This is a genomic window from Mesorhizobium sp. M0207 (genome assembly GCF_040321995.1).
Lineage (GTDB): Bacteria > Pseudomonadota > Alphaproteobacteria > Rhizobiales > Rhizobiaceae > Mesorhizobium.
In genome coordinates, this window is record NZ_JAMYSQ010000014.1 from 86,924 (window position 1) to 102,742 (window position 15,819).

12 protein-coding genes and 1 riboswitch are annotated in these 15,819 nt (G+C 61.5%); of the genes, 7 read left to right on the forward strand and 5 right to left on the reverse strand.

What is annotated here, in order from left to right:
• From thiS to NKJ15_RS19335, 4 genes are all read right to left on the reverse strand, one after another.
• Positions 1–198, reverse strand: a complete 198-nt coding sequence (gene thiS / locus NKJ15_RS19320; RefSeq protein ID WP_023679205.1) for a sulfur carrier protein ThiS — start codon at positions 196–198, stop codon at positions 1–3.
• Positions 167–1,168: a glycine oxidase ThiO gene (gene thiO, locus NKJ15_RS19325; protein ID WP_352816828.1), complete on the reverse strand. Its 1,002-nt coding sequence runs from the start codon at positions 1,166–1,168 to the stop codon at positions 167–169. Before thiO ends, thiS begins: the two co-directional genes overlap by 32 nt.
• The gene (thiC, locus tag NKJ15_RS19330) at positions 1,165–3,000 is read right to left on the reverse strand and encodes a phosphomethylpyrimidine synthase ThiC (protein WP_352517564.1); all 1,836 of its coding nucleotides are present in this window, start codon (positions 2,998–3,000) and stop codon (positions 1,165–1,167) included. The genes thiO and thiC overlap by 4 nt, the downstream gene beginning before the upstream one ends.
• Before the next feature lie 104 nt (positions 3,001–3,104).
• Positions 3,105–3,221: riboswitch (TPP riboswitch) on the reverse strand.
• A gap of 181 nt (positions 3,222–3,402) precedes the next feature.
• The gene (locus NKJ15_RS19335) at positions 3,403–4,947 is read right to left on the reverse strand and encodes a Fic family protein (RefSeq protein ID WP_352470527.1); all 1,545 of its coding nucleotides are present in this window, start codon (positions 4,945–4,947) and stop codon (positions 3,403–3,405) included.
• Positions 4,948–6,078: 1,131 nt separating this feature from the next.
• Here NKJ15_RS19335 and NKJ15_RS19340 point away from each other — a divergent pair.
• The 7 genes from NKJ15_RS19340 to NKJ15_RS19370 all read left to right on the forward strand — a co-directional run bounded on the left by NKJ15_RS19340 (position 6,079) and on the right by NKJ15_RS19370 (position 14,424).
• A complete protein-coding gene (locus NKJ15_RS19340; protein WP_352470526.1) occupies positions 6,079–6,534 on the forward strand; it encodes a YybH family protein in 456 nt (151 codons plus the stop codon).
• A 525-nt stretch (positions 6,535–7,059) separates the two neighbouring features.
• Positions 7,060–9,057 carry a conjugal transfer protein TraG gene (locus NKJ15_RS19345; RefSeq protein WP_352816831.1) on the forward strand — a complete coding sequence of 666 codons (1,998 nt, stop codon included), beginning with the start codon at positions 7,060–7,062 and terminating at the stop codon, positions 9,055–9,057.
• A 4-nt stretch (positions 9,058–9,061) separates the two neighbouring features.
• A complete protein-coding gene (locus NKJ15_RS19350; protein WP_352502910.1) occupies positions 9,062–9,496 on the forward strand; it encodes a CopG family transcriptional regulator in 435 nt (144 codons plus the stop codon).
• 297 nt (positions 9,497–9,793) lie between these two features.
• Positions 9,794–10,792 carry a LacI family DNA-binding transcriptional regulator gene (locus NKJ15_RS19355; RefSeq protein WP_352470523.1) on the forward strand — a complete coding sequence of 333 codons (999 nt, stop codon included), beginning with the start codon at positions 9,794–9,796 and terminating at the stop codon, positions 10,790–10,792.
• Positions 10,789–12,306: a sugar ABC transporter ATP-binding protein gene (locus tag NKJ15_RS19360; protein WP_352470521.1), complete on the forward strand. Its 1,518-nt coding sequence runs from the start codon at positions 10,789–10,791 to the stop codon at positions 12,304–12,306. The genes NKJ15_RS19355 and NKJ15_RS19360 overlap by 4 nt, the downstream gene beginning before the upstream one ends.
• Positions 12,306–13,361 (forward strand): ABC transporter permease, encoded by a 1,056-nt coding sequence (locus NKJ15_RS19365; protein ID WP_352470519.1) that lies wholly within the window; start codon positions 12,306–12,308, stop codon positions 13,359–13,361. The genes NKJ15_RS19360 and NKJ15_RS19365 overlap by 1 nt, the downstream gene beginning before the upstream one ends.
• A gap of 73 nt (positions 13,362–13,434) precedes the next feature.
• On the forward strand, positions 13,435–14,424 hold the full coding sequence (locus NKJ15_RS19370) for a substrate-binding domain-containing protein (RefSeq protein ID WP_352816835.1): 990 nt from the start codon (positions 13,435–13,437) through the stop codon (positions 14,422–14,424).
• A 729-nt stretch (positions 14,425–15,153) separates the two neighbouring features.
• Here NKJ15_RS19370 and NKJ15_RS19380 read toward each other — a convergent pair.
• Complete coding sequence (locus NKJ15_RS19380; protein WP_352470517.1) at positions 15,154–15,804, reverse strand: hypothetical protein; 651 nt, start codon at positions 15,802–15,804, stop codon at positions 15,154–15,156.
• Between the last annotated feature and the right edge of the window lie 15 nt (positions 15,805–15,819).

The window sequence follows — 15,819 nt, forward strand, 5'->3', positions numbered from 1 at the left end:
CTAGCCTCCCTGCATGGGCGAGAGGATTTCGATCCGGTCGCCGTCGTTCAATTGGAATTCCGCCCGGCTGGCTTTGTGCACGAGGTCGTTGTTGACGGCGGTCGCGAGCCAATCGCCCTCATAGTCAAGCGCGGCAAGCAGCTCGGCCAGCGTGGTGGCGGCAACCTCATGCACTTTGCCGTTGACCATCAGTTTCATGAGCAAGCTCCACGGGTTTGTCGTGATTGAAGACAATTTCGCCCGCCAGGCGCGCCATGGCGGGGGCGAGAAGAAAGCCATGGCGATAGAGCCCGTTGATCGCGACGGTGTCTCCGCTCATTTCGACGCGCGGCAGATTGTCGGGAAAGGCTGGACGGACGCCGACACCGGTTTCAACGATCTCGGCCTCGCCAAAGGCCGGATGGAGGGCATAGGCGGTACCCAGAAGCTCCATCATGGAGCGCGCCGTGACCGGTCTGGCGGACCGGCTTTCAATCATCGTCGCACCGATCATGAACTGGGCGTCGGCACGCGGTACCGCATAGAGCGGAAAGCGCGGATGCAGCAACCGGACCGGGCGCGACAGCGAGAAGTCTGGCGTGTTTAGGATCAGCATTTCGCCGCGAACGCCGCGAAGCCTGTCATCGGCGGCTGCCATTCCCGTGCAATCGATCTGACGATCGAAACCGGAAACATGCCGGGCGTCGGTGCCGAAGTGGAATTTGACACCCATGGCTGCGAGCTTGTCATGAAGTGCTGCCATCGCCTGGCGCGGATCGAGATGGCCCTCATCGGGAAAGAGCAATCCGCGGCGAAAGCGGCCGGCTAAGTCGGGCTCCAGGAGCGCAATTTCGTCTTCGTCGACACGCCGATGGCCCGACGTGCGGCTGGCGAGGCGGTCGAGCTCGCCGGCATCACGCGGGGCGGCCACGACAAGTGTTCCGCCCCGTGTCACCTGACCCGGCAGCACCGCATCCCACCAGTCGGCAGCGTCACGTCCAAGGTCCAGCACCGGCTGCTCGGCGCTTTCACGCTCGCACCATGGCGCCAGCATGCCGCCGGCGAACCACGACGCATTGCCTCCAAGGCCATGCCGGATCTCGGCGACCGTGACCGTCGCGCCGCGGGCGGCGAGTTCGAAGGCGGCGATGAGGCCGGCGACGCCGGCCCCCTTTATCAGCACCTTCATGACGGCTTACCTGGCTGAGGCGTGAGCGGTGCGACGGTCTCGTCCGCTGGCACGTAGAGATCGCCGCCCTCGCGGTATTTCGCCGCCATCGCCGCCATGCCCTCTTTCTGTGCCTCGGCGCGGATGTCGTGAGAGATACGCATCGAGCAGAATTTCGGTCCGCACATCGAGCAGAAATGCGCCAGCTTGTGCGCCTCCTTGGGCAAGGTCTGGTCGTGGAAGGACCGTGCGGTTTCGGGGTCGAGCGACAGGTTGAACTGGTCCTCCCAGCGGAACTCGAAGCGCGCGCGGGAAAGGGCGTCATCCCTGACTTTCGCCGCCGGGTGGCCCTTCGCCAGGTCGGCCGCGTGCGCTGCGATCTTGTAGGTGATCACGCCGGTCTTGACGTCATCGCGGTCGGGAAGGCCGAGATGCTCCTTGGGCGTGACGTAGCAGAGCATGGCCGTTCCGAACCAGCCGATCATCGCCGCGCCGATGCCGGAAGTGATGTGGTCGTAGCCCGGCGCGATGTCGGTCGTCAGCGGTCCAAGCGTATAGAACGGCGCCTCGCCACAGACGGCGAGCTGCTTGTCCATGTTCGCCTTGATCTTGTGCATCGGCACGTGGCCGGGCCCCTCGATCATCACCTGGCAATCTTTCGCCCAGGCGATCTGCGTCAGCTCGCCGAGCGTTTCCAGCTCGGCGAATTGCGCCGCGTCGTTGGCATCGGCGATCGAGCCGGGACGAAGGCCGTCGCCGAGCGAGAAGGAGACGTCATAAGCGCGGCAGATGTCGCAGATCTCCGCAAAGTGCTCGTAGAGGAAGCTTTCCCGGTGATGGTGCAGGCACCATTTTGCCATGATCGAGCCACCGCGCGAGACGATACCCGTGACCCGGTCAACGGTCAGCGGGATGTAATGCAGCCGCACGCCGGCGTGGATGGTGAAATAGTCAACGCCTTGCTCGGCCTGCTCGATCAACGTGTCGCGGTAGACCTCCCAGGTCAGGTCCTCGGCGATGCCACCAACCTTTTCGAGCGCCTGGTAGAGCGGCACCGTGCCGATCGGCACCGGCGAGTTGCGCACGATCCATTCGCGGATGTTGTGGATGTTGCGGCCGGTCGACAGATCCATCACCGTGTCGGCGCCCCAGCGGATCGCCCACACCATCTTTTCGACCTCTTCAGCCATCGACGATGTGACGGCGGAGTTACCGATATTGGCGTTGATCTTGACCAGGAAATTGCGGCCGATGATCATCGGTTCGCTCTCGGGATGATTGATGTTGGCGGGAATGATCGCGCGTCCGCGCGCCACCTCGTGGCGGACGAATTCAGGCGTGACGAAGTCGGGGATCGCCGCGCCGAAGGCCTCGCCGTCGCGCTCAAGCTTGCCGTGCAGGATCTCGCGACCAAGGTTCTCGCGGATGGCGACGAACTCCATTTCGGGCGTGATGATGCCAGCGCGCGCATAGGCAAGCTGTGTCACCGCCTTGCCGGTCTGGGCCCGGAGTGGCCGGTTGCGGACTGGAAATTCCGGTGTTAGGCGCTCGCCTGCCGCAAACCCATTGTCTTCTGGCCGGACGTGGCGGCCGTCATAGGCTTCGACATCGCCGCGCGCGGTGACCCATTCATGGCGAAGCCGTGCAAGGCCGTTTTCGATGCTGGTTTCGACAGTCGGGTCGGTATAGGGGCCGGACGGATCGTAAGCGGTCACCGGCGGCTCGCCTGCCGTCGGATGGACGGAGATTTCGCGCATCGGCACCCTGAGCTGCGGGTGGATGGTACCGGATTTGTGGATTTTGCGTGAGGCAGGCAGCGGTCCCGTCGAGACGGCGGGGGTGAGGGCATTCATCTTGAGGCTCCTTTGCTCGTTGCATTGGAGACCCAGTTCTGTGCCGGAAGGATGAAAAGACGCTTCTGTCGACCTGCCGAAACAGGACCTCGGGCGTAAACTCCCGCAAAGCGCTTGCACCGTCCCTACGCCAGTATGAACTGGATCAGGTTCAACGGGTCACTGCGCCGCGAATGCCAGCAGTATCTCAGCCCCTTGCCGGGACTCCCCTGGTGAATGCGTGAGGTTGGACGGGACCGCTCCGGTTTGTCAAGCGCGTTCTGGCCGCGGCTGATCGGCGGCCGGTCAGACCGTGCGGAAAAAATCGTGCATGTCTCGGCGACAAGTCAAGCATCGGAGATGAAGGCAGGGACAAGGGAATCGCAAACCGTCGGACTAAAATCGATCCTGATGATCACACCTTCAATGGGCACCAAAGGTTTGCGCGTAGATCGCCTCGATTCTTCCTGCCTCGTCACTGGTCAGCGCGGCGAATTCCTTCTCGCGCGCGCGGTTCGATAGATGGCCATCATTCTGGTGAAGAAAACGGAAGAGCAGATCGGTCAACCGCTCGGGCATGTCGATAAAGGCGTCCACCTGCTGCCGGAACTGATCGTAGCGCTGCAGAAATGCGGTTTCCTCGGGAAGGTCCCGTTCGATCGTCCGCTGAACGCAAGCATAGAGGAATTCGGCGTGCGGGGTTGCATCGAAGAACCGGTAGAAATCACCGGTGTCATTCAGCACCCGGACGTTGAATTGCGGCGTCGGTTCCCATTCCACCAACGGCAGAAGGCGCTGCGAATAGCTCTCGAGCACGCCCCTGTACTCGTTGATCTGGTCCAGGATCGCGGCCGAGACGGGAAAGACCACTCCCGGCGGATTGAAGCCGCGCATGGCAAGGACGTGGTGGATTAGGTAGCGGTGAATGCGGCCGTTTCCGTCCTCGAACGGGTGAATATAGACAAAGCCGAAGGCGAGGATTGCGGCGGCTACGACTGCATCAAGCTTTTGCGCGGGGCCCTGATCGAACGCCGCCATTCCATCGATTAGCCGCGGCAGGTCCTCGGGCCGAGCGCTGATGTGATCGGGCAAGGGCGTACCGTTGTCTCGATCATGCTCACCGACGAAACCTCCTTCTTTTCGGAAGCCAAGTCTTACGAAACGAGCGTCACCAAGTACAATTCTTTGCAGACGCAGCAGCTCATCGCGATCGATCGGCCAGCGGCCGGCTTCGCCGATGGCGCGGCCCCAGCGCTGGATGCGATCTTGCGGCGGGTGCTCGCCCTCGATCGCGTAGCTTGATCGCGAGTCTTTGAGCAAAAGAAAGGCGGCGGTCCGAGCAAGGAGGTCGCGCGGCACGTCCGCTACGATTGCCTCCGCGCGCCGCGGTAGTTCAAGGCCGATGAATTTTTCGAGAATCTTGGTGCGGAACACCAGAGGGCAGAACTCACGCGTGCCGGGGAGATTGTCCCTTACGCGATAGCGCGAAGCGGTCTTGTCGGGTCCGGGCCACTGCAGCTCGGGATCGACAACCGGAATGTATCGTCCGGCCTCCGCGTCCGGCAGATCGATACGCGCGTCCCTCAGCCATTCATATAAAAACCAGATGCGGCGGGCATAACTGCCGGTCGGGCTTTCACGGACCAGCGCCTCGATCGGCGCGGGACCGGTCACTTGGAACAGCCGCTTGAGGACGGCAAGGTCCAGTCCCTCGTACTTGAGCGCAAAGGTCAGGTGGCCTTCGAGGGTAGGATTTGGGGCATGGCGGGGGGTCATGATCCGCCAGCCATCCCGTTCGGTAATGCGATGATGCTCGCCAGTGGCGAACAACCTACGGGGCAAGGGCGCGGCGAGCCTGTAGGCTCCGATCAGGGCGCTGTACCCGGCCGGGGTCGCCGTTTCAGGAAGGCGGATTTCCTGAAAAACGGTAACAGGACCTGAAAATTGGTGCTGTTGCACCGCAGGCATGAAACGCGAATCCTTCCATTGAATTTTGGTTTAGTCGGCAAAACCTATGAAAAATGATCCTATCCCATGAAAAATGATGCCACAAGACAAATTTTCCGAAAACCGATTCTAAAACAGTGCTGAGGTCGATCAAGCAAGAACTCCGCCACCGGCTCAAGGAAGCGACTTCAGACCAAAAAGGTGAGTCCAGGAACCGCCATTCGCCCGTCTTAGTCACGAGGCCGGCACGGATGGCCCGCTTTACGTCGAGCCGGATTGCTCGAGCGCGCCGTTCGGGGCTCACTCATAGAGCGCTCCGGTGCGCGATCCCGATTTGATAGCCGCGATCACGCTCGCGACTGATCTTGGTGACGTGGCGGCGTCGGAGTAGAAAAGTGATGCAGGATGTCGGTGGCGTCGTGTGTGTGTGACCTGAAGTGAGTTCTCTGCGGTATGGGGGGCGGCACGCAGCGCGCGTCTTCTCGGCAAACAGATCGACGAAGCGGCACCGAAGGGAAGTTCCTGGCATTCATTCTCGCCATCGCTGCCCCAATTTGCCGATCGGACTGCCGATCGATCTCGCCCAATACTTTGCGCGCGCAAGGGCCGAAGCTGAACTGGGCGGCACCTGCTCATTCGGGAGCTGACTCATGCTTGGTGCCCGAGAGAGCTGTGCCTGATCGAATGCGTGAAATCGTAGCTCGGAGTGGAGAGGCTGACGCGGTCATCTGTCACCCGCCTTCGGGCTGTAAGGAAAGCGCGACATCGTCTCCAATGCTCGTTCCCCACGTCGAGGGGCCCAGCGGCTTGGCTACGGGGGGGACTGTCAGCTAGTGGCCGCTGGGCCTTGACGACCAGCGACCGTAAGAGGAGGCCCTGTGCTGGCTGACGAAAACTTGCGAGCAAAGCCACGGAAAAGCATCATTCGAACGAACTCTTTCGTCGAGACGAGGAGGGCAGTGAGGCGGTAGCCGCCGCTTTGAAGTTCTCCGGCAGCTGCTACGCTGGTCATTCCGAGGGTCGCAGTTGCGCTTGCGCCGTCATATCAGATAAGTCTAATAAAATACGCGCCTGGCCATCGAACGCGCCGCGGCGCCCTTGGGTCGGCGCTATTCATCGGGTGGGCATGTCGGGCACGCAAGGGAGGACGAAATGAGACTGGTTCAGTCATTTGCATTTGCTGCTGTGCTGCTTCTTTCGTCTGCATTGTCTGCGGCCGCCCACTCGGCTCGTGAGGACATCGAAGCGGCGTTGGTAAAATTCATGGACGCCTTCAACAGCGGAAACGCAGCAGCGGTAGGTCAAATGTATACCGACGATGCCGCCCTGCTGCCACCCGACGGCAAACGCGTCGATGACCGCAAGGGCGTGGAAGAATTCTGGCAGGGCGCAATCAAGGCCGGGATGAAGAATCTCACCCTGAAGGCGCTGGAAGTGGAAGAGAGCGGGAATCTCGCCTACGAAGTTGGCGCATTTACGCTCGGTGTGCCGAGCAAAGGCGGTGCCCCTTCCACCGTTGCGGGCAAGTACATTGTCGTTTGGAAAAAAGGGGACGACGGGACGTGGCGCCTGCATCGGGACATCTGGAACTTTGGTGCGGCCCAATAGATTCCGCGACCCGTGAGGCCGGCGCGCGCAACAGTTCCAACGAAAGTCCATGGCAATAGTTGATGTGACTGAATTGATTAACAAAATTGAACAGACTTGATGGGTCTGCTCATCGAGTCGGCTCTGGATCTATCGCGCTACCGATCAGGGAGGCGGTAAGATTCGAGCTCAGCAGAACGGCAATTCCGGCTGACCACCACTTGCCGGGACTAGAGCGTTCTCCGGCTCGGCGCGCCGCTGAGGGCTCTTGTTCATTTGGTCGTGGGCAATCCGCGGTTCTCCAAGAACCCGTCCATCTCGTCAAATGCCATCTGAGCCGAGACAACTAATTATCATTGGGCAAAGTAGCGGCTCAACGGCTCCAGAAGAAAGCAGCCCCCCGATGCTCGTTCAACATTCGAGCCCGCATCGGGCAAGTCTTTCCACGTCCGGGTACGCCATGCTGCTTCGACCGCCCCTTTCTTCTTGCGGATTTAGGAATTCGAGCTTTTCGGTTGTTCCGATCATCCATTTGGGAAACGATCGATGCCGGCAAGCAAGGTTTTATGGGGCCAGATACTCACCGCCTTTCTGATCGTCGTCGCGACGACATGGGGAGCAACACAGTGGACGGCAGGGCGGCTCGGCTTTCAAAGCCAACTCGGTCCGCCGTGGTTCGAATTGGCTGGACAGCCCGTTTATCCGCCGCCAGCCTTTTTCTGGTGGTGGTTTTTCTACGACGCCTACGCGCCGAAGGTCTTCCTGGAGGGCGCGGCGATTGCGGCGAGCGGAAGCCTCATGGCTATCGTCGCAGCGATCGGGATGTCGCTGTGGCGGGGGCGCGAGGCAAAGGACACCACGACTTACGGCTCGGCGCGCTGGGCGACGCGAGACGAAATCAAGGCCGCTGGGATGATCGGTCAGGATGGGCTGATCCTGGGTATGTTGGGCCGACACTATCTGCGCCACGACGGTCCGGAACACGTGCTATGTTTCGCACCGACCCGAAGCGGCAAAGGCGTCGGCCTGGTCGTGCCGTCACTACTGACCTGGCCGGGTTCGGCAATCGTCCACGACATCAAAGGCGAAAACTGGGAACTGACGGCCGGATGGCGGGCCCGTTTCGGCCAGGTGCTTCTGTTCGACCCGACCAATGCTGGATCAGCAGCCTACAATCCTCTGCTGGAGGTGCGACGGGGCGAGTGGGAAGTTCGAGATGTGCAGAACGTGGCGGATGTCCTGGTCGACCCAGAAGGCACATTGGAACGCCGCAACCACTGGGAGAAGACCAGCCATTCGTTGCTGGTCGGCGCAATACTGCACGTGCTCTATGCGGAGAAAGACAAGACCCTCGCAGGCGTGGCGAACTTCCTTTCCGATCCAGAGCGGCCAATCGAGGCAACGCTGCGCGCCATGATGCTGACGCGGCATTTGGGTGATGCAGGCCCGCATCCCGTCGTGGCGTCGGCTGCTCGGGAACTGCTTAACAAGTCCGAGAACGAGCGTTCCGGCGTGCTCTCGACGGCCATGAGTTTTCTGGGCCTCTACCGCGATCCAGTTGTGGCCAAGGTGACGTCATGCTGTGACTGGCGGATCGCAGACCTTGTCGAGGAGGCACGGCCGACGACGCTTTATCTGGTCGTGCCGCCATCGGACATCAGTCGCACAAAGCCGCTGATCCGACTCGTGCTTAACCAGATCGGCCGCAGGCTCGCCGAAGATCTTCACGCGAAGGATCACCGGCAGCGTCTTTTGATGCTGCTGGACGAGTTTCCCGCGCTTGGCAGGCTCGATTTCTTCGAAAGCGCGCTGGCCTTCATGGCCGGGTATGGCATCAAGTCGTTCCTGATTGCACAATCGCTCAATCAGATCGAGAAGGCCTACGGACCGAACAATTCCATCCTCGACAATTGTCATGTGCGGGTGAGCTTCGCCACGAATGACGAGAGGACGGCCAAGCGCGTCTCAGACTCTCTGGGGACCGCGACCGAGTTGCGCGCCATGAAGAACTATGCGGGGCACAGATTGTCGCCCTGGCTCGGGCATCTGATGGTGTCGCGGCAGGAAACGGCGCGTGCACTGATGACGCCGGGCGAGATCATGCAGCTGCCGCCGACCGAGGCGATCATTATGATCTCGGGCCAGTTCCCAGTCCGTGCGAAGAAGGCACGCTACTTTGCCGACCCGCGTCTTGCCGAGCGTGTCTTGCCGCCACCAAGGACCGGAGGGACAACGCAGAACGCTCGCCCTGACGACTGGACCGACACGACACTTCTTGCTGAGCCGGAAGGCAAATCTCGCAAGCTGAGGCTTGCCAGGGATCAGCAGGACGAGGATCCGGCCAATGGCGGCATTCGCCGCCAGCCCGAGCTTCCCGAACACGAAGACATCGCGCCGGAACGAACGGCACGCTGCGACGATGAGTTCGACCTCGACAGGGATGAGCCCGATGATGACGCCGTTCGTCGCCGCAGTGTCGATCAAGCCATGAGACGCGCAGCTCGTCAGGCCGCCCTTGACCCCAATGATGGCATTGAGCTTTGAGCGCATGAAGAACGCCAAGAAAAGACGTCTGTCTGCCTATCTCGACCCTGACATAATGAGGGCACTGGCGGATTACGCTGGGCGGCGCGAGGTCTCGCTGTCACTGGTCGCCGAGGCTGCGCTCGCGTCGTTCCTGTCGCCGGACGCCGAAGAACGAAAGCAAGCGGCGATCACTCGCCGCCTCGACCAGATCGATCGACGCGTGCAGCGGGTCGAGCGTGACGTCGGAATTGCTATTGAGACGCTAGCATTGTTCGTCCGGTTTTGGCTCAACTCGACTCCAGCCTTGCCGGAATCGGCGCAAGCGGAGGCGCGCGCCAAGGGCTTGCAGCGCTACGACAATTTCGTCGATGCGCTCGGTCGCCGGCTCAGCAAAGGACCAAGGCTCAGGCAGGAAATAGCCGACGATGTCCCGCCAGTGCCGCCAGCGAGCCGATAAGGTGCGTGACGCCAGATTGAAGCGTCTCTCGGGACCGTGATCTTTCCGACGGGTTGGTATCTGCTCGCGCACCGTTCCTAAACGTGCCCACAAAGTTCGGGTGGTGAGCGAGCGGAGGTCATATGTCTGCTTTGCTCCATTCCAGACAACATTAGTCTAATCAGATCAAAACGACTATCGAATCGATTGCGCAAACGTTTCGATGGCACTATGGTTATTGTATCCGCCAGGACAGAGCGGGTTTAAAGCGCAACATCAGGGAGGAGCGCTTGCGAGTAGCACTCCGTTTGAGCCGCAATGGCAACGATGGTTGAGGTAGCCCTTCGTGCCGGGGTGTCGGTCTCAACGGTGTCACATGTGATCAACCGCACGCGCTTTGTCTCGCCTGCGAAATCGAGAGCCATTAACGAAGCGATTGCTTTGCTTGGATATCAGCCCAATGGGCTGGCGCGTTCCCTCAAGGTCGCTTCAACCAACAGCGTCGGCTTGGCGATTTCGGCGATCTCGAACCCGTATTTCACTGACATCATCTGTGCCGTGGAAGCGGAATGCGCGCGTCTTGGCCTCATGGTTTTCCTTTCCGACACGCAGGACGATCCTGATCGGGAGCTTGCGGTCGTTCGCGCCTTCCATCAACGACGTGTTGACGGCGTTATTTTGGCGCCCTCGGGTGCCCCAGAGCGAGCCACCAATTACCTTGCCGAGAAAATGGTTCCCTGCGTTCTGATCGACCGGTTTGCCGACGAACGATTTGACCAGATCGGTGTTGAGAACCAATCTGCGATGCGCGCTCTTATCGATCACGTCGCATCCTTCGGCCATCAGCGGATTGGGTTCATTGCAGGGCAGCCGGGCCTTGCTACGACTCGCGAACGTATCGATGCGTTCAAGTCAGCTTTGATGGCTAACGGACTTGCCTACGTGTCGGAATATCTGCAGCCAGGGAACGTCGACACGGCGAGCGCTACGGCATCGACCCGCGCGATGTTGTCGTTGCCTTCGCCGCCTACGGCCTTGGTCACCGGCAACAATATGGCGACGATCGGAGCGGTCCGAGCGGTTCGCGAAAAAGGTCTCGAAATACCTCGGGATCTTTCACTTGTCGGCTTTGACGACTTCGAATGGGCCGATTGTTTTGAGCCGCAACTGACCCTTATTGCGCAGCCTTGCGCCGAAATCGGGCGGCAGGCCGCATCGCTGCTTAGCGCCCGAATTGCATCAACGGATACAGAGCCCCGCTCGGTGCGGCTTCAGGCGACGCTGCATGCCCGTCAATCCTGCGGAAGGCCGGCATGAGCGCGCCGCTTCTATCGGTGACAGGGGCCGTGAAACGCTTCGGCGGCGTTCAGGCACTACGCGGTGTCGATTTCGATCTCAAGCCAGGCGAGATCCACGCCCTGCTGGGCGAGAACGGCGCCGGCAAATCGACATTGATGAATCTGCTGTCGGGAGTTTACGCACCCGACGAAGGTACAATCCAGATTGACGGCAAGCCGGTGCGGTTCAACAACCCGCGCGAGGCGCAGACGGCCGGAATTGCGACCATTTTTCAGGAGCTTGATCTCGTTCCAACGCTCGATGTGGCGTCAAACCTCTTCCTTGGCCGCGAATTGATGCGCTCGGGCGGACTGCTCGATGTGGCGGGGATGCGCCGCGAAGCTCGCAAGCGTCTGGAAGCTATCGAACTGGCTATCGATCCCGCCGGGCTAGTCGGCGACCTCTCGATAGGGCAACGCCAGGTCGTTGCGATCGTCAAAGCGTTGTCCTATGCGACGCGGGTCTTGATCATGGACGAGCCGACGGCGGCCCTAACGGTGGGCGAGGTCGAGAGGCTGTTCGACATCATGCGCAAGCTCGCCGCCAGTGGCGTCGGCATCGTCTATATCTCCCACCGTCTGGAGGAAGTGCCGCAGATCGCGGACCGGGTGACGGTGATGCGGGACGGACGTGTAGCTGGCATCACCGATCCGCACACACCGCAGGCCGAACTGGTGCGGCTGCTCGTCGGGCGCCCACTGGACGAACTCTATCCCCAGCGCACCACGGCCGTCGGCCGGGCTCTGCTCAGCCTGCGCAATGCCAGCTTCCGGCTAGCGCGCGACAGCGCCGGCTGGCAGGCCCCGACAGGGCTTTCACTCGAGGTGCATGAAGGCGAGATCGTCGGGCTGGCCGGCATCATGGGGGCAGGGCGCACCGAGCTCCTGAGCGCGCTTTACGGCACCGGCCTTTCCGGCCAATGGGAGGGCGGCGTGGTCATTTCCGGCCGTCCGATCAAGCTTGATTCGATCAGAGCCGCGCGCCTTGCCGGCATCGCCTTCGTCACCGACGACCGCCGTGGCAGTGGCCTAATGCTGAGGATGGCGGTTGGCCTCAACCTCGTCATGTCGGTGATCCGGCGAATATCGCCGGGCGGACTGATGTCACCGGGCCGCCAGGCCGAGGCGGTGAAACAATCGTTCGGCCAGTTCGACATTCGGCCGAAGAATCCCGACATCGCGGTCGGCGCGCTGTCCGGCGGCAACCAGCAGAAGGTGGTGCTGGCCAAGGAGATACTTGGCAATCCCCGGCTCTTGCTGCTCGACGAGCCGACGCGCGGCGTCGATGTCGGCGCCAAGGGCGAGATCTATCAGCGGCTGCGGCAGTTGGCTGCACAAGGCCTGGGCATCCTAGTTGCCTCCAGCGAAATGCCGGAGCTGATTGGCCTGTGCGACCGCATCGTAGTGCTGCGCCAGGGGCGCAATGTAGCGGAATTCACCGGTGGCGTTGACGAGCACACCGTGATGGCAGCGGCAAATGGCAGGGAGGCGTGATGTCCGAACGGAAGATTTCGGTTGCGAGCGGTCCGGTGCTAGCCGCACCGGCCGCAAAGCATCGCGATCCACTCGCGCTGATCGTGCGCTTCCAGAGCTTGATCGGCCTGGTGCTGGTGGCGATCGGCGGCGTCATCTTCTCGCCCAGGCGCCATGGCGAGATACTGTTCCTTGCGCCCGACAACATGGCCAACATCGTGCGCGCCGTGTCGGAGACCGGCATTATCGCCATCGGCATGACCTTCGTCATTATCACCGCCGGCATCGACCTTTCGGTGGGGGCAGTGCTTGGTCTCTCCAGCGTCGTCACCGCGACGATGATGATCTCCGGCGGCTTCGGGCTTATCCCGACCATTCTCGCGGTGCTGGTAATGGGCACCGTCTTCGGCGTGATCCAGGGCACCATTTCCAGCCGCTTTCGGCTTGAGCCGTTCATCGTCACGCTCGCCGGCCTGCAGGCGGCGCGGGGTCTCGCGCTGGTCGTTTCCGGCAACCAGTACATTAATATTTCCTATGGCGAGGGGCCCGGCCTGGCGCCACCTGTCTTCGCGGTACTGGGCGAGCGCCTGTTCAACAACACAGTGCCGGTGGCGACCATCGTCTTCATCGTCTTCGCCGCTATTGCTACCCTGGTACTGAATACCACGCGCTTCGGCCGCTATGTCTTTGCCGTCGGCGGCAACGAGCGAGCGGCGCGCATTTCGGGCGTTCCTGTCTCTATGGTCAAGATCTCGGTCTATGCCATTACCGGATTTGCCGCCGCCCTTGCCGGCGTCGTGCATGCGGGTCAGTTCAACTTCGGCAGCGCCAATGACGGTATGGGCTATGAGCTCACGGCCATCGCGGCCGTGGTCATCGGCGGCACCAGCCTGTTCGGCGGCGCCGGCTCGATGGTCGGCACCGTTGCCGGCACCATCATGCTCGGCGCGCTCGCCAACATCCTTCAGCTCAACAACATTACCCCCGCCATGCAGCTGCTCGCGACCGCCGCGATCATCGTTGTGGCGGCAGTGCTTCAATCCCTCGTTCGCCGCCGCGAGGGTTTGGGACGATAGGAGGCCGGCGGCAGCATTTGGAAGACCATGAAACCAAGGTCTGGCCATAGGCCCGACGAGGAGGAGAGCAAGCATGACAACGATGGAAAAAGGATCGAGGCGCGCCCTGCAGGTCGCCTTTCTGGCAGGCTCTTGCCTGTGCATGGCGGGTGCTGCCCAAGCGGCCGACCCGATGGTCAAGGCCTGCGCCAAGGACGGCCAGTTCATCATCGGCTTTTCGCAGGCGAACAATGCCGAGCCCTACCGCCAGCATGTCAATGACGAGCTGACCGCGGCGGTCAAGGATGTGCCGCAGTTCACGCTGCAGATCGCCGACGGCGCCGGCAACGTCAACACGCAGACCTCGCAGGTGGACAACTTCATAACCCAGAAAGTTGATCTGCTGTTGATCTCGCCCTTCGAGGCAGCACCCATGACCCCGGCGGTGAAGCGCGCGATGGATGTCGGCATTCCCGTCATCGAACTAGACCGCAAAACGGTAGGCGACCCCGGCAAGGACTACACCGCCTTCATCGGCGGCGACAATTACAAGATCGCGCTCGAAGCGGGCAAATACACCGCAAAGACCCTGCTCCCGGAAGGCGGCGAGGCGGCGGTGCTTGAAGGGCTGCCGAGTTCGACGCCAGCGGTGGAGCGGCTCAACGGCTTCAAGGACGGTGTGAAGGAGAATGCCAAAATCCAAGTGGTGGCCGAGCAGGCCGCCGACTGGGTGCCCGACAAAGCTCAGACCGCCTTTTCCGCCATGCTGCAAGCGCACCCGGACATCAAGGTGCTCTATGCCTCGAACGACATGATGGCGGCGGGTGCGCTGCTCGCAGCCAAGGGCGCGGGCAAGCAGGTCAAGATCATCGGCACTGATGGCCTGCCGGGTCCGGCCGGCGGCATCGAGGCCGTGGCCAAGGGCGACTGGGCGGCAACCTTCACCTACCCGACCGGCGCCAAGGAAGCGATCGAGATGTCGAAAAAGATCCTGCTTGAGTGTGCTTCGTCGGTGGAGCCGACGGTGACGGTGGACACGACCGCGATCACGCCGGAAAATGCCAAGCAGATGACGGGAAACTGAGGGCAGGGCCGACAGCAGAGTTGATACGACAAGGCCCGGGAGTGGGCCTTGTTGTTTTTGTGAGCGAGCCGGCGTGGTCGTCGTCGGTCAAAACTCCGGCTAGAAAAATCCCGGCGGTCGAAGGACGGCACGCAGTTGAGCGCGTAGGCGGCATCAGCCCGTCTCGCCGCGATTTCAGCTGGATCTTGCAAGCAGCCTTGTCACGGGCTCGTTTCCATTTGGTTGGCGCCAGGCACTCGCGGAAAGCGCGAAAAGCGCCTCTATTCCGGAATAAAGCGGTCACGCCGATGACCGCCACCGTCACCGCCGCCGCCCTCTCGAGAAAGACTTCGGCGCTCATGAGGATACCTCGGTCCGCAATCCGGTCGTCATCACCAAAACGGCGGCACGCGCCGTGCTGCTGGCCTACGGGGGTTTTGTCCGGCTGTTGAGCGCGACAGGCGGGTCGAGCTGATAGCGGAGCTCAATAAGGACGATATTGCTGCGGTCGAAGCCTCCGCATGGAGCCGAGTCTCGACCATCTCACGACGAGCTCTCTGAGCCAAAACCAAAGTCGCACAGGTCTTCCGATATTCCTATCTCTGGCATTGGCACACCGGGAAGGCGCGGAGAAGGCGACAAGGACCGGCCCGCCTGGTGCTGGCGCTGGTCGGCCCCCACAAAGCACGTGGACAATACCAGTCTAGCCCTTCGTCGGCGCCAGATGTTGCTTGCTACCTCGCGGCTAGCCTACCGCAGGTCCAGCTGCAACAGGCCGCTATAATCCTCCGTCGCCAGGAAGAAGCCCTCGTCGATCGCCTTGGCTCTGAAAGCGGGATCGTCGCCGAGGTTGCGAAATTCCGGCTTCAATGTGCCTGATGCATCGAAGTAGCGATCTCGAAAGGTCGCCCGGTCAAGCCCGGCATAGTCTTTACCCTGACCTGCGACCGTGCAGGATTTCAGTTCGGTTTGGTCGGCAGCGTCCGCCGGGAAACTCTTCCTTGCAAAATCCATGGGACCGATGCCTGGAGCAATGCTGCGGGGGAATTGCGTGACGCACCGCTTCGTCGCGTCACCCGCAGCGATCGTCAGATCGAAATAGGGAGGCCTCAGCCCCTTGGTCGCGAGGTAGGCAAAGGCACGAATGCGATTGGCTGCCTTCAACGTCTCAAGGTCGGTCGTCTCCAGAATGCCGCCATCGATGGTGAGCTTTCCCGACCCGCCAAGTGCGGCAATTTGCTTCTGCAGCCAGTCTGCGTCACGATCGATCCAGGTCAGGAAATCGAGTGGCATCGCTTGCGGCTCCTTCATCTGCGGGTTCATGGATTGAGCGAGGGCCGCCGCAGTGATGAGCATCGCCAGCCCGGCCAGCGCTGCCGTAGAGAGAGGGAAGTTACGCATGTCATGCCTCCGTCC

Excerpts from the sequence above, each read along its gene's own strand:
- thiS (WP_023679205.1), bottom strand. The coding sequence starts at position 198 with ATGAAACTGATGGTCAACGGCAAAGTGCATGAGGTTGCCGCCACCACG.
- thiO (WP_352816828.1), bottom strand. The coding sequence starts at position 1,168 with ATGAAGGTGCTGATAAAGGGGGCCGGCGTCGCCGGCCTCATCGCCGCC.
- thiC (WP_352517564.1), bottom strand. The coding sequence starts at position 3,000 with ATGAATGCCCTCACCCCCGCCGTCTCGACGGGACCGCTGCCTGCCTCA.
- NKJ15_RS19335 (WP_352470527.1), bottom strand. The coding sequence starts at position 4,947 with ATGCCTGCGGTGCAACAGCACCAATTTTCAGGTCCTGTTACCGTTTTT.
- NKJ15_RS19340 (WP_352470526.1), top strand. The coding sequence starts at position 6,079 with ATGAGACTGGTTCAGTCATTTGCATTTGCTGCTGTGCTGCTTCTTTCG.
- NKJ15_RS19345 (WP_352816831.1), top strand. The coding sequence starts at position 7,060 with ATGCCGGCAAGCAAGGTTTTATGGGGCCAGATACTCACCGCCTTTCTG.
- NKJ15_RS19350 (WP_352502910.1), top strand. The coding sequence starts at position 9,062 with ATGAAGAACGCCAAGAAAAGACGTCTGTCTGCCTATCTCGACCCTGAC.
- NKJ15_RS19355 (WP_352470523.1), top strand. The coding sequence starts at position 9,794 with ATGGCAACGATGGTTGAGGTAGCCCTTCGTGCCGGGGTGTCGGTCTCA.
- NKJ15_RS19360 (WP_352470521.1), top strand. The coding sequence starts at position 10,789 with ATGAGCGCGCCGCTTCTATCGGTGACAGGGGCCGTGAAACGCTTCGGC.
- NKJ15_RS19365 (WP_352470519.1), top strand. The coding sequence starts at position 12,306 with ATGTCCGAACGGAAGATTTCGGTTGCGAGCGGTCCGGTGCTAGCCGCA.
- NKJ15_RS19370 (WP_352816835.1), top strand. The coding sequence starts at position 13,435 with ATGACAACGATGGAAAAAGGATCGAGGCGCGCCCTGCAGGTCGCCTTT.
- NKJ15_RS19380 (WP_352470517.1), bottom strand. The coding sequence starts at position 15,804 with ATGCGTAACTTCCCTCTCTCTACGGCAGCGCTGGCCGGGCTGGCGATG.